This is a genomic window from Paenibacillus ginsengihumi DSM 21568 (assembly GCF_000380965.1).
GTDB lineage: Bacteria > Bacillota > Bacilli > Paenibacillales > NBRC-103111 > Paenibacillus_G > Paenibacillus_G ginsengihumi.
In genome coordinates this window covers 1-11,911 of record NZ_KB905602.1, presented here as the reverse complement: position 1 = coordinate 11,911, position 11,911 = coordinate 1, and the positions used below count along the sequence as shown (strand labels likewise).

General features: G+C 51.0%; 20 protein-coding genes. 2 read left to right on the top strand and 18 right to left on the bottom strand.

The features are described from left to right. Window positions 1-12: 12 nt before the first annotated feature. From F591_RS0120900 to F591_RS0120845, 9 genes are all read right to left on the bottom strand, one after another. Window positions 13-246, bottom strand: coding sequence for a hypothetical protein (locus F591_RS0120900; RefSeq protein ID WP_019536562.1), 234 nt, complete (start codon window positions 244-246; stop codon window positions 13-15). Between the two features lie 499 nt (window positions 247-745). Further along, window positions 746-973 (bottom strand): hypothetical protein, encoded by a 228-nt coding sequence (locus F591_RS0120885; protein ID WP_156829645.1) that lies wholly within the window; start codon window positions 971-973, stop codon window positions 746-748. A 95-nt stretch (window positions 974-1,068) separates the two neighbouring features. Beyond that, window positions 1,069-1,698, bottom strand: coding sequence for a hypothetical protein (locus tag F591_RS0120880; protein WP_019536558.1), 630 nt, complete (start codon window positions 1,696-1,698; stop codon window positions 1,069-1,071). Beyond that, window positions 1,699-2,448 carry an MBL fold metallo-hydrolase gene (locus F591_RS0120875; RefSeq protein WP_026326781.1) on the bottom strand — a complete coding sequence of 250 codons (750 nt, stop codon included), beginning with the start codon at window positions 2,446-2,448 and terminating at the stop codon, window positions 1,699-1,701. It abuts the gene before it with no gap. Between the two features lie 114 nt (window positions 2,449-2,562). After that, window positions 2,563-3,477 (bottom strand): RecT family recombinase, encoded by a 915-nt coding sequence (locus tag F591_RS0120870; RefSeq protein ID WP_019536556.1) that lies wholly within the window; start codon window positions 3,475-3,477, stop codon window positions 2,563-2,565. Window positions 3,478-3,479: 2 nt separating this feature from the next. Further along, entirely contained in the window at window positions 3,480-3,677 is a 198-nt protein-coding gene (locus tag F591_RS0120865) for a hypothetical protein (RefSeq protein WP_019536555.1), read from the bottom strand. Further along, complete coding sequence (locus F591_RS0120860; RefSeq protein ID WP_019536554.1) at window positions 3,678-5,216, bottom strand: hypothetical protein; 1,539 nt, start codon at window positions 5,214-5,216, stop codon at window positions 3,678-3,680. A gap of 72 nt (window positions 5,217-5,288) precedes the next feature. Next, entirely contained in the window at window positions 5,289-5,414 is a 126-nt protein-coding gene (locus F591_RS33325; RefSeq protein WP_019536553.1) for a hypothetical protein, read from the bottom strand. Window positions 5,415-5,711: 297 nt separating this feature from the next. Continuing rightward, entirely contained in the window at window positions 5,712-5,966 is a 255-nt protein-coding gene (locus tag F591_RS0120845) for a hypothetical protein (RefSeq protein ID WP_019536551.1), read from the bottom strand. A gap of 157 nt (window positions 5,967-6,123) precedes the next feature. Here F591_RS0120845 and F591_RS29705 point away from each other — a divergent pair, with 157 nt between their 5' ends. Continuing rightward, on the top strand, window positions 6,124-6,549 hold the full coding sequence (locus tag F591_RS29705) for a helix-turn-helix domain-containing protein (RefSeq protein WP_019536550.1): 426 nt from the start codon (window positions 6,124-6,126) through the stop codon (window positions 6,547-6,549). A 465-nt stretch (window positions 6,550-7,014) separates the two neighbouring features. Here the strand turns inward: F591_RS29705 and F591_RS0120835 are convergent, their stop codons facing one another. From F591_RS0120835 to F591_RS0120790, 9 genes are all read right to left on the bottom strand, one after another. Then, window positions 7,015-7,635, bottom strand: coding sequence for a hypothetical protein (locus tag F591_RS0120835; protein ID WP_019536549.1), 621 nt, complete (start codon window positions 7,633-7,635; stop codon window positions 7,015-7,017). A 133-nt stretch (window positions 7,636-7,768) separates the two neighbouring features. Beyond that, the gene (locus tag F591_RS0120830; RefSeq protein ID WP_019536548.1) at window positions 7,769-8,068 is read right to left on the bottom strand and encodes a hypothetical protein; all 300 of its coding nucleotides are present in this window, start codon (window positions 8,066-8,068) and stop codon (window positions 7,769-7,771) included. A gap of 125 nt (window positions 8,069-8,193) precedes the next feature. After that, entirely contained in the window at window positions 8,194-8,442 is a 249-nt protein-coding gene (locus tag F591_RS33650; RefSeq protein WP_019536547.1) for a DUF3653 domain-containing protein, read from the bottom strand. A gap of 9 nt (window positions 8,443-8,451) precedes the next feature. Continuing rightward, the gene (locus F591_RS0120820) at window positions 8,452-8,838 is read right to left on the bottom strand and encodes a hypothetical protein (protein WP_019536546.1); all 387 of its coding nucleotides are present in this window, start codon (window positions 8,836-8,838) and stop codon (window positions 8,452-8,454) included. Window positions 8,839-8,917: 79 nt separating this feature from the next. Next, window positions 8,918-9,370 carry a hypothetical protein gene (locus F591_RS28610; protein ID WP_026326784.1) on the bottom strand — a complete coding sequence of 151 codons (453 nt, stop codon included), beginning with the start codon at window positions 9,368-9,370 and terminating at the stop codon, window positions 8,918-8,920. Between the two features lie 184 nt (window positions 9,371-9,554). After that, window positions 9,555-9,935 (bottom strand): hypothetical protein, encoded by a 381-nt coding sequence (locus F591_RS0120805; protein WP_019536544.1) that lies wholly within the window; start codon window positions 9,933-9,935, stop codon window positions 9,555-9,557. Beyond that, window positions 9,932-10,267 carry a GNAT family N-acetyltransferase gene (locus F591_RS0120800; protein WP_083935569.1) on the bottom strand — a complete coding sequence of 112 codons (336 nt, stop codon included), beginning with the start codon at window positions 10,265-10,267 and terminating at the stop codon, window positions 9,932-9,934. Before F591_RS0120800 ends, F591_RS0120805 begins: the two co-directional genes overlap by 4 nt. Before the next feature lie 93 nt (window positions 10,268-10,360). Beyond that, on the bottom strand, window positions 10,361-10,522 hold the full coding sequence (locus tag F591_RS32095; protein WP_019536542.1) for a hypothetical protein: 162 nt from the start codon (window positions 10,520-10,522) through the stop codon (window positions 10,361-10,363). 14 nt (window positions 10,523-10,536) lie between these two features. Continuing rightward, window positions 10,537-10,908 carry a hypothetical protein gene (locus F591_RS0120790; protein ID WP_040742212.1) on the bottom strand — a complete coding sequence of 124 codons (372 nt, stop codon included), beginning with the start codon at window positions 10,906-10,908 and terminating at the stop codon, window positions 10,537-10,539. A gap of 145 nt (window positions 10,909-11,053) precedes the next feature. On the opposite strand from F591_RS0120790, the gene F591_RS0120785 reads away from it, so the two are divergent. Further along, entirely contained in the window at window positions 11,054-11,245 is a 192-nt protein-coding gene (locus F591_RS0120785) for a hypothetical protein (protein ID WP_019536540.1), read from the top strand. Window positions 11,246-11,911 lie beyond the last annotated feature (666 nt).

The window sequence follows — 11,911 nt, the reverse complement described above, 5'->3', positions numbered from 1 at the left end:
TGATCCCCCCTATCACCTCATGATTCCATCTGCGTAAATCCTGGTTTCCATGTCCCTTACAGCCTTGATCGCCATTTCAAGGGCAGTCATTTCGTCTGGTGCCTCCTGCAATTTCGTGCGGCTTGAATCATCCGGAAGGAAGCACCATTCACCTTTGAATTTAACTTGAGGATGCCAAACCTTGAACGTCTTCCGTTCTTCTAAATCGAGGTATGTCTGCTCGATCGCTCGAATCTTTGCGGCCATTCTCAACCCCCCATGCCCTTCATACAACTTTTTATTCAGTCGCTGCTTATCCCCAAATGAGCCTTCAAAACACCCCTCAAAAACGACGCAGCGGCAAGCTGGTCTCCATCCATACCTTGTCCCTCCGTATTCATTGTGTTAAATCAGCTCTTCGTCCTGTCGTTTCAAGCAATCGGAGCATGTATCTTCTTTCTCCGTATAGGGATTTTCAAACAATTCTTCTTCGTTGCCGCAGACGATGCATTCGCCGTATATCATCCCATGGACACCGCCTTTTCTCTTGACATAATTTCGTTCAATTCGTCTTCTTCGATGAAACCTTTGTCCTTATGCCAGCAGTAAATGCCTGCATAATTAACTGCTAGATGCGTCAGGTCGATGTCATTGTCATCATTTTTTCAGGGTATTCGGATTTTATGATGGAAATCATCATTTTGATGGAAATCATCATTTCGATTTCCAGTTCCATATTGTGTATTTTCGTCGAACTGTTCAACAACTAGCCAGCGTCATACATTCGGTTTCCGTGATCATCAATCACGGGTTTTTGTTCCTCGTACTCAACATTAGGTTTAAACATTGGTCTGAAATCTCTGTCACCGTCAGCATAGAATGAAACCGTTCGACTTGCTCCCATACCACCTAACACTTGCATGTAGTGGAGCATGGACAAAAAATGTGGTATCCACCTTTCCTGCATCTCAACTTCAATCGTGAACTTCTTCATATCGCTCAATCTTTTCATCTCCTTCTATTGCAATATGGGTCTACAATTCAGTTTTCACTTTTCATTTACTTGCAATAATGTATTCGGTCAAGTGGCTATTCCACCAAAAAATCCGAAGAGCCCTCCTGATCAAGTCGCGTTTGAAAGAGGTCGGCCAGCTGGTCGATCATCTCGTAGTCGTCTTTGGAATCTTCAACAATCATCTGGATTTCGCTGCGGATGTCGGGCTCCTTGATGGTATAACCATTGACAAGAGCCTCCAGCAACTCATCAAAATTAGTTCTCCCCCACTCGACAATCGTAGGGTAACTGCCATCAGGGTTAATAACATACTCCAATATGTCTCGATTTGTAGGACGGACGCTTTTTCTAGCCCACTCAATCGCCTTCGCGACTTCGCCGGGTAGCACAACGGGTTTGCGCTGTTCGAGTTCGGCGCTCAAGCGATTCACTTCCCGCGCTGCATTCTCCCCTGCCTTTTCAGCCAGTTCCAGTCTCCGCATCAACTCCGCCACTTCTTCGCGCCGTTGGAGCAGTTCTTGGTGGATTTCGACAACGTTCAACTCATCCAAATGGTCAATGTGGACGCTTCTGTATTTGAGGTCTCCGGACAAGATGAAAACAAGTCCGTTCGGCGCCGGTTCATCTTCTACATCCAAGATTGTTCCTTTGTGAACCGTCTGATCCGGAAAATCGAAATCATGCTTGACAATCATTCTTCGCATTTAAACCACCTCGCAGAAATAATGTTTGCCGTTCACGAATCCCTTGCGCCGGAGCGCCGCCTCTACGGTCGCCAGCGCCAATTCGGGCATATTGTTCGACTTGCTCAAGTGTGTCAGATATATCCGCTCTCCCCGGCCGCGTATGAGCCGAGAAAGCGCGTCTGCGGTCTGCTGGTTGCTCAGGTGCCCGATGTCGGAAAGGATGCGGGTCTTCACGCTGTCCGGGTAGTCCGACGCTTCAACCAAATCCGGATCGTGATTGGCTTCGATGATGATGTGCGTGCTGTCAGCCATGGCCTCCAGCATGTCGCTGTCCACGTGGCCGGTATCGAGGCAGATGGAAAGTTTCATGTCCCCATTGACTTCAACCGTATACCCACAGGGATCGAAGGCGTCATGATAAGTCCGGAAGTTTTCGACAAATAAGATGTCAAGGCTCACGGTGACACAGTCGTTGTGTTCCAAATTGCGCCGCAGTTCATCGTCCACACCGTGGATTTCCCGCCACTCGCCTTCCCCGGCATAGACCGGAATGCGGTACTTGTTCGCAAGCGGCAGCCCCTTGATATGGTCGGCGTGGGCGTGGGTCACGAAGATAGCCGCGATCTCGTCCGGCCGGATGCCCACTTCGAGCAGTCGCTTTTCGATTTTGGTCTTGGCGATCCCGGCGTCGACCAGGATGACGGTGGAGCCGGAGGAAACCGAAATGCAGTTTCCCCCGGAACCGGATGCGAGGATGTCAATTTTCATCTTCGCAGTCCTCACATCTCCTCGGATATCCCGGTTCTTCTCCGTCCAGAAATTCGCCGCAGCATTCGCACAACAGACCATTCAAGTGCATTTCAGCGATTTCACCCATTCCCCTTATCCCTCCAACAAGTCATCGTCCGCTGCCTGCGCCTGCCGCTTCGCGATGTCCACGTCCATCAGCTTGATGAGCTTGGTCAACTCCTGCAGCGTTGGCGTTTCGCCTTTGACGACGCCCTTCTCCGCGATATATGCCGCCTTTGCTTCTTTGCCGGCGATGCCGAGCTGTTTAAACTTGGCGTTCATCTGCTGGCGGAGGTTGGCCATCTTAGCGGCCTCGTCGTCCTGCTGCGACTCCTGCGACATCGATTCTTGTGCCTGTCCGGAAGTGACATTGACCTCGTCGGTAATATCACGACGAGTAGGCGGTTCGTAAGCCGGAATTTCCGCGCCTGCGGTACCATATTCGTCCTCCGCTACCTCAATGCCAAACTGCCTTTTAAACGCCCTCTTGACCGCGTGTTTCACGATCATGTCATCGAAGTAGTCCTTCCACATCTGACCGTTCCGGCCTTTGACGAGATGATCCACCTGGTCACGCGTGATGATAACCGCGATATTCGGAGCCCCTTCGCGGTAAGCAACGCAATACGCGCCTACCGTTTGCCCGCGCTGCATGGTGGTGATACGGTGTTTCGGTTCACCACTTACCACGTCGATCTCGAATTCGTCGTTTTCCTTGACTTCGCTGGCAATAAAGCCTTTGTATTGCGGATGCCGCTTTGCGAGGGCGACGATGCCCTCGACGGCGATCTGGATGCTCATGACTGGGCCATCCTTGCCGTTGTACACGATGCAATAGATTTGATTCAGGAACGGGTTCAGGCCGCTCCTGACGCACGTCTGCACAAACAGCGCGAATTGCTCGTTGGTAGTACCGCGTGCGATCGTTGCTTTCAGCGTGTCCAGTTCGGCTTGCGTGAAGCTGCCGACAACGGCCTGCGTGTCGATGTTTGCGAGTTGCTTGCTCATATTCAGAATCCTCCCTTCGCGGTTTCCAGTCCGCGTTTGATCTGCTTTTTCGCGCTCTCCCATGCTCGATCGTAGACGGCGGCCGGATCTTCGCCCGGCTCGACCGTCATGACCACGCCCGCGTCGACTTTAAGCGATTCGTAGTTGCCGAGGTTCTTCGTATAAGTGAAGCCGACGGTGATTTCCTTGACTTGGCTCATTCATTTGCCCTCCGTTTCGATTTTGAGTTCTTGCTCCGGCACCGCCCGACCCGTAATCAGTTGATCGTATACAGCCACGCGCCCGGTGTAGGATTCGATGCCGTCGATAAAGACAGGTGTGATGAGTTCACTTTGCTTGTGCAGGACTTCCGCCAGTTCGAGACCCGCGGCGATCTTCTCGCCGGCGGACAGCACCGCGTAGTCCTTGCCGTCCATTTGGATGCTGAAATCCGGCTCCCATTCGTCGGTGGTCTTGACGTACTTAAATAGGCGAATGGACAACGTGGTAAACAGGCTTTGTACCTTCTCAGCCTGCAGCTCGGCCTCCTTGGCCCGGTACGCCTTGATCGTGTCGAGGATAAAGATCGACTCCTTGAGGCTGGCCAGCGTGGCGGCTTCATCGGCACGGGCTTGCTCGACTTGCGCCTCCAATTTCTGCCGATCTTCTTTCGCTCGAATTGCATCCTGCAGGGCTTGTTTGGCCTCTTGCCAACGTCGGATTTCATCCAGTTTTTCGCTCACGTCGATGTATTCAAGGGCGGCCAGTTCGGCTTCCGCTTCCTTGCGCTGGGCGACGATGGCGTCATACTCGCGTTTGAATTCGTCGATCCGGCGCTCTTTGTCCGCCTTTGCCGCTTCGACCGCTTCACCCTGCAACGGCTGTTTGCAAACCCGGCATGCGTCGGCGATGGGCTCGGATTGAAGCGTCTGGAACTGCTGCTTCATGCGGTCGCGCTGTTCGAGCAAGGATTTGATTTTGCTTTGCAGGGCTACGATTTTCCGGTTGTTTTCGTCCGCTCCGCTCATGGATTGTTCGATCTCGGCGATAGCCGCGTCGATCTTGGCGATGTCCTGGGGCGCAGTCGCTGGGTCAACATCCGGCTCCGATCCCATGAGCGCGAGCTGCTCTTGCAGCGTCTTCGTGCGGCTTTGCGCGGCGATGTTAGCCTTTTCGAGCTTGGACTTCTGCCCGCCGGTGCCGCCGTGGATTTTGGCGAGGTCGTCCAGGCTGTGCTTTTTGAGCAGTTCGTCCAGCTTCGCGGCCTGCGGTTCCGGCAGATGTTTGAGGACTTCCTGCTTCGCCGGCGGTGTGGTATACCGGAGAATCATTTCCCGCTGCTTTGTCCAGTGAAGACCAAAGAAATGTTGCGGGTTGTAAAGAGATAGAAACTCGTCACGGTCGAACAGGCTGGCGACGGCCGCCTCGTACTCCTTGGCCTTGGTCGGCACGTCGTTGATGTAGAAGGCGTTCGTGCCCTTCTCGTTGATTTCCCGGGCGAATTTGATTTGCACGCCGTCCACTTCCAGTAGCAGGGAGGCGAATACTCTATCAAACTCGTAGTTGACGGGAGACGGGTTGAATTTGCTGCCGAACAGGTCCGTGCTCCACAGCACCCAAACGGGAGCCGTGCCGATGCTTGTTTTGCCGACGCCGTTCCGCCCGGACAGGCGGGTGATGCGACCGTAGTTGACCGCCAAACGGCGGTGCGATGTGAAATTTTCGAGTTCCAGTTCAATTAATCTCGTATGTTTCGGCATTGCTAAACCTCGCTTTCTGGTGATAAGATGAGTCCGATAAAGATTTTTGTATTTGCCGTTCTTTTTGGGCGGCTATTTTTCTATCTCTTTGATTTCCTGCTTTTGTTCCAACTCCCAATCCCGGCGCTGCTTGTACGCGTCAAGCGCATCCGGTTCCGGTCTCTCGCGCCGGATCGGCTGTTCGCTGAATCGGTCCATCTTGCTCCACCTCCGATATGATGCGGTAGTAATCAGTGTTGTAACTCTCAGTCACATCGCCGCGCTTAACGATGATGCGACCTGGCTCAACCCGGGCAATGGGCCCGCTGATCGCGATTTTGGGAATGATCGTCATGCTTTGTCACCTCCAGTCTGGCGCGGTATCGGTCGTACTGCCGCCGGGCAAAGTTTGCGATGCTTATCCGGTTTTGGATGAGCATGCGTTCCTCAAGTCCGAGGAAAAACGCGCATATTCGAAGCAATGTTTTTCGGTCGTGCATGAGTGTTCACCTCCTTTCAAGTGATGCGTTCTCGTATCACTTCTTGCAAAAAAAAGAATCGATCAAACGGCCCCCCAAACACGGCCATAACGCCAGCAATAAAGGCAACTCCGGGGGAATTGTGTTTGGGATGATTGACAGGCAGTTTTGCCCGCCACACTTGCGTTGTAGATACCCCGATAGCGGCGGCGAGTTCGGTATCCGTGGAAAGGTTTTTGTCAATTGCCGCTTTCATCAGTTCGTCGACATTCAGCCTGACCGTGTATCTCATGGTATCACCTCATTTCTAGAAAGTGATGCGCTTGCGTATCACTAATATACAACATGCGATACGCGGTCGCAACAATCTAGAATAATAAAATTGCGTGTGCGTAATGTTTTTGGTACAATGCAATAGGGAATTGAAAATATCAGGAAGGATGTCGGAAATGTCGGAGAATAGTGGGTTTGGGAAGTTTATCGAGCGACACAGGATTGCGAGTGGGTATAAAAGTCAGCGGAGACTTGCAGATAAAACGGGAATATCGTCAGCAACCATATCAAGGATTGAGGCGGAGATTCAAAAGCCGGAACCAGAAACGCTCAAGATTTTGGCGAAGCATCTGCATACTACATCTCTTGTCGAACTCATGGTTGTATGCGGGTATTGGGACGAGGACGAACTTCTGGAGCCGATCCAAGAAGCGAAAGAAAGCCCCTCCGCCTACACAGCGAAAGAGCTTTCTGAAATATCGATTGAGGAACTAGAGCGGCACACGCTCACGTACAAGGGGCATGTCCTGACCGACGAACAGAAGAAACACCTTGTAAAGCTGCTGCAGGCGGCGGCGGAGATGCTGGAGCAGAAGAAATGAGGCTTTCTAGGTACGCGGTCGCTTTTGATGTATTAATGCCTTTTGATCGCAACATGTCCAAGTAGTCCCGTAAATCGATCATCAACAATACCGCCCCTTCCGATGTATTAAAAAGAACATCTGTTCCCATATTATAATCCGTTCCCTTAATCTCGTCCATATGAAAAAAGAAAAATCCCGGATCGTTGTCCGGGATTTGTTTTCCTCTCATTCACACGCCGAGGGCTATCAGCTCTTTTTTGTCCACAATGCGCAAAATTTAAGCTCGTTTTCGCCTGTTTTCAGACGGGTAAAGACGGGTAAAGACGGGCAATAGTCAGCCTAAAACGAATCCCCGCGTAGCCACAACGGCCAGGCGGGGATTGACAACTTATACAGGGTCGTCAATGATCGCGAATTGCATCTCATTGGCATTTGCCGTACAAAAAAAGATCCGCTCTTTATGAGTGGATCTTAATTAAACCATTATTTGTAAATAACTCTATCTGTAAAAGATCGACGAAGTGCCCATAAGTACTCTTTTGTCAATTTATCGGAATCTAAACTAACCTCCATCGCATCGATATCAAGAGTTGTCACGTCCTTTACGGATGTGTAAATTATCTTTGAGTAAGGTTTTTTTATGATTACGTAGGTAGCATTTTCCACCTCGAATGTGTAAGACCACTCGTACGAAGACCATCCATTTCGAATCCAATCAAGCGTTCTCCCGTAAGAGTCATATGTTATTAAAATTTCTCCGTCTGTAGTAATCTCGAACCACTCTCTCCCTTCGGTCGTCCAACTGTCACGAAGACAGTACTCTTGGTTGGGATTTCCTTTCTTGACTGCCGTCAACTCATGACGGTCAAGAAATTGCTGGAATGATGCTTTACGAAAATAAGCGTAAGCATCAGATATCCCATTAAATAAGCCGATTGTTCCAGGTTCAAAATTGAAAACGAACTTCCTCTTCCTTGCTGCTCCACTGTGAGAGTAGCAAATAATTTTATCGTCTTCCCTCCACACATCCCACGTATGCACTTTCACCGGCGTATCTTTAGTGCCGGAGAAAGAATTATCAATTTGAAGTTGACGAGTTGCCATAAGTACCTCCTATGCGCCGCCTCCCCGAAGGTGAGGACTTATGCTGAATCGGAAATTATCTCGGTAATACTCAATCTTTCAGAGGTACCTGGGTCTTGGCGAACCTCAGGTACCAACCGGATTTTGACAGGAGTTATTTTGTCACCCGATGAAAATTGCACCGCTCTTCCCAACGCTTGTCATCGAGGATGACAAACTTATCGCCATCGTAGTAGGCGACCAATTCCGCCCCCTCTTCGACCAACTTATCGGCGGCCGCTTGGATCGACTCCGCGAAGTCTTCCCAAAGTTCGCTGCCGTTCCAAGCGTCCCGGTCCTCAGCGGACCCGGAAGCATACTCGCTGAACGGGAGGTCCCTGCCAATGGCGGCCCAGGTGCCGTTTGGCAGCAGGACCATGTCGTTACCGTTTGTGTGGATATAAGCGTATTTCATCTAAAAATTCCCCTTTCAGCCCGCCGCCCTTTGTCGGCTGTCGGCTCTCGTGTTCCCCCCTGATGTACCTTTATCATACCATCACTTTACCTAATTGTAAAGGGGAACGGATGGCGAACACAATGTTAAGGATTAAGAAGGCGCTTAATTGTGTCGCGATGCCACGTCTTACCTTTGTCAAAAGGCGGCAGCGTGCCGCGGCGCACACGATCACCGATAGCCATGCGTGAGACGCCGAGAGCCCTTGCAAGATCGGCCTGGGTATAGTATAGCGGCTCAATATCGTCCGGCGTGAATCGGCGCCCAGACGGCGAAATGAGGGCGTCTGACGTGAGGCTCCAACCATCCCAGACCCCCGAAAGTTTACGCTGCATACTCGCCACCTACTCGATGATGGCGAGCACCGTCGCGTCGACAATGCGAACCTCGTCCGGGTCAAAGAGGCCGTCGTTGTTGACGCGGTGACCGACAATAATTGCTTGCCGCTTACCGCCATAAGCCTGATTTGTTTTTGCGACTTCTTGGAGGCGGGCCGCCAGCTCCGCAACCGAGTCGTCTGTCTCAAAGTAACTCGTATCAACGATGGTCGCACACGTTCCGCCGGCCAACTCGCCGGTCGTGTAGTACGTGGAGCAGTCGTTTTCAAGATCCCACTCATACGAAGGACGACACTCGTCGCCAACCTCGTACTGCTCATCATCGCACAGGCTGCGAACGCCTGCGATATAGCCGTTATCCAAAATCTCTTGCGCGATTGCTTGCCAATTCATACCTGATCATCCTCTCAACTTGTTACCTTTATTATAACACCACTTTACGTAAAAGTAAAGGGGGGAACAAATCGACCTCCTATGTCTCCGTATCAATATACGGCGCATGATATTTTTCTTCGCCCGCTTTACGGGCGGCGACGGCATCGGCTATGTCGCTATAAAGTCCAAGATCGATAAACTTGCCTTTGATCCCTATGTAAGCTCTCCACTTGCCGCTACGCTTGTCAAAGCTTACTCCCTTGTGCCCACTAGAGTTATCTGAGCGGATTTTTTGACTAAGCAGCGGCACACGCACACCATCGACGGTCTTATCGAGCATGCTTTGCTCTAAATTGATCCTGTCCGTGTCCTTTTTAAGACAGCCGCAGGATCGAACATGACCCTGTATTAAGTTGTGAGTGCTCGCTTGCGCTTGTCCGCCACAGTCGCAGTCTAAAATCCAGACATTAGAGTTTTTTGCGGCTTTACCTATTATGCGCTTTGCAACGAGTCGGCCAAAGCGCTGACCAGATAAGTCGTAAGTACGCAACTCGGATGCTCTTTTAGCACGCAAGCATCCGCAGGATCTGGATGTGCCGTTGCGCAGGCTGCTCATCCTGACGATGCGCGTCTCTCCGCAGTCACATCTACAGACAAAACGGCGGGGGAGGTGGCAACCCACCTCAGAGATCACTACATACCTACCAAAACGCTGCCCGATCAAGTCCATGCGCTTACCCATGAGTACCACCGCGCAAACGCTGCAATGTCTCCTCTGTAAAGAGCGGTTGACCGTCCGCTAAAAAGCAATCGCCGCGCAAGGTGCCGCGCTCAAGTCGCCGTCGCACGGCCTCCCGTGAGATACCGAGCGTTTTTGCGAGTTGATTAGCGTTATAAAGCGTTGTATCGCGCCAAAACTCCAGTCGGCCTACATCGATATCATGCGCCTGGGCTTGCGCGATGATATCAGCCTTGAGGCTATCGTATATAGCCATATCATCGTCGTCTGTAGGCATCTCGGCGTACAGCTCGATCTCGTCAACGACCGCCCGCATATATACGACGGGATGGCGGCCATATCGGCTTTGGCCACCTTGGTACTCTACTTTAATCATACCTCAAACACTCCATATCCTTGATCTATCATCCAATACTTATCGGATACGTCGCTTCCAAGACGCTCGAACAGCCGTTGCGAACCCTCATTGTCCGGAGCAGCTACGATCGAGCCGTAAGCGCCGGACAACGCTTTTATCGCCGCTGTGCCGTATCCTTTACCTTGATGCTCAGCGTCGATGTCGATACGCTCAAGGTAAGCATATGCGCTGTCAACAAGTATTGTTGCGTATCCAATTACTGCACCATCGGCAGCTACCTCGTAGGCTACCGTCTCGTATGACTCGTCGCTGTCTTGCCTTACTACTTTGATCTCAACCACTTTAATCACCTTCCCTCTTTTCTGTCTTTATTATACACTACGGGTTGACATTTGTCAACCCGTAAATAGTAAAATATGTCTGATTTACGTCTGAGCCTTGCTTTATGGGCGGCCAAATTGCAGCCCGCGCTGCCAAGCCTCGACGATAAACGTCATCACGTTCTCCTGCGTTTCGCGGCTCCAACCCTGGAGCCATTCGACGGTACGCCGTTCCGACTCGGTCAGATCGCGACCGAGGAGAGTTACGATTGTCGGAATGTCCATAAATCCAATCCCTCCTAGGCGACCATCTCCATCACGTCGTCGGCGTCGATCCGCTGGTAATCGCCATTAGCGACGCGGATAAAGTACCGCTTACCGGCTTCGCAGACTTCATAGATTCCGGCTTTCAGCTCCCACTCCGTGGAGCCGTAGCGGACCGGGTTGACGAATTTACGGTCAAGCTTGTAAACCGGGTGCGTGCCGATGATTGCGGCGACCCACGTTTTGCTGCGCTTGTTGCTGTGAAGGTCCACCGTCACATAGCGGGGAGCCTTCGGGGCTTTCGCCTCGGCCCATGCTTGGCGAAGAGCCAAACTCATACGTGCCGAGTAGTTACCGACGAACGTCTTTGCCAACTCATGAGCCCGAACCATTACCTTTTTGAGCATTTTCATTACCTCCATTTAATTCATTTCCTTAACTCTTGATTTCATTATAGCTGTTAATGATATCAAAGTCAAGTGCTTTTAATTCTTTTTGTTGATTTTCTAACTCATTATGCTGTATATTGATATCAAACGGAGGGATGGCTGAATGAGTAGCAGAACCGTAGCAAACATATACCAAGACACACGCGACTTGCTCAATCGGGTCAAATCGGAATTTGATTTCAAAAGCGATGACCAGGCAGTGAAATATTTATGCCTGGCATTTCTCGAAGACGAACGAAGCAACGTTTTACGAAAATATGTGGCAATCAAAACAGGCAAAGAGCAGGAGGGATGACCTCGCTGCTCTCTTTTTTGCACAAAAATACCTATTGCATCATTCCTTCCTGACTGCATATAATACAAACAAACGTTCGCTTTTTTGCGGAGGAGGATGGGAACATGAAAATGGAAAAGTTCATCGGCCGAACGGTCGAGCCAATCTATCTCGGCCGCGATAACCGGATCACGCAGCGAGGGTGGGTACCGTGTGGCTTTCGGTGTGTGGAGTGGGAATCCCATTGTTGATAGCTCTCCTTGGTTTGAAACGCTCGACGACGCGCGGATTGCGCGCGAAAAAAGGCGGCTCGAGAACCTTAGAGCCGCCGAGATTGAGGAAGAAACAAGAACGGGTAGCATAGAAGATTTAAAAGAGAGGATCACGAGGGTTAAACATGAAATCGGAATGTGGATAACTCAGGCCTGTGGATAACCCGCCATCGCACTACGGAATGCCTGTTTCAATGCGTTTTTGGAGCCGGGCTTTTAAGTCTTCTTACGTTCTGATGTGATCCTGCGTTTTTTTGCACAACCCAAAGAAGACCTGATTTTTACAGGTCGAAATGCCGTTATGGCCAGGGATGAATCGAACCGTTAGGCCGCATGTAGAGTCGGAATGAAGCTTATGGCCAATGCTCTGAGCTTTTGCTGCATCGCATCGACGATTCCAGCGAGCGTCGGATTC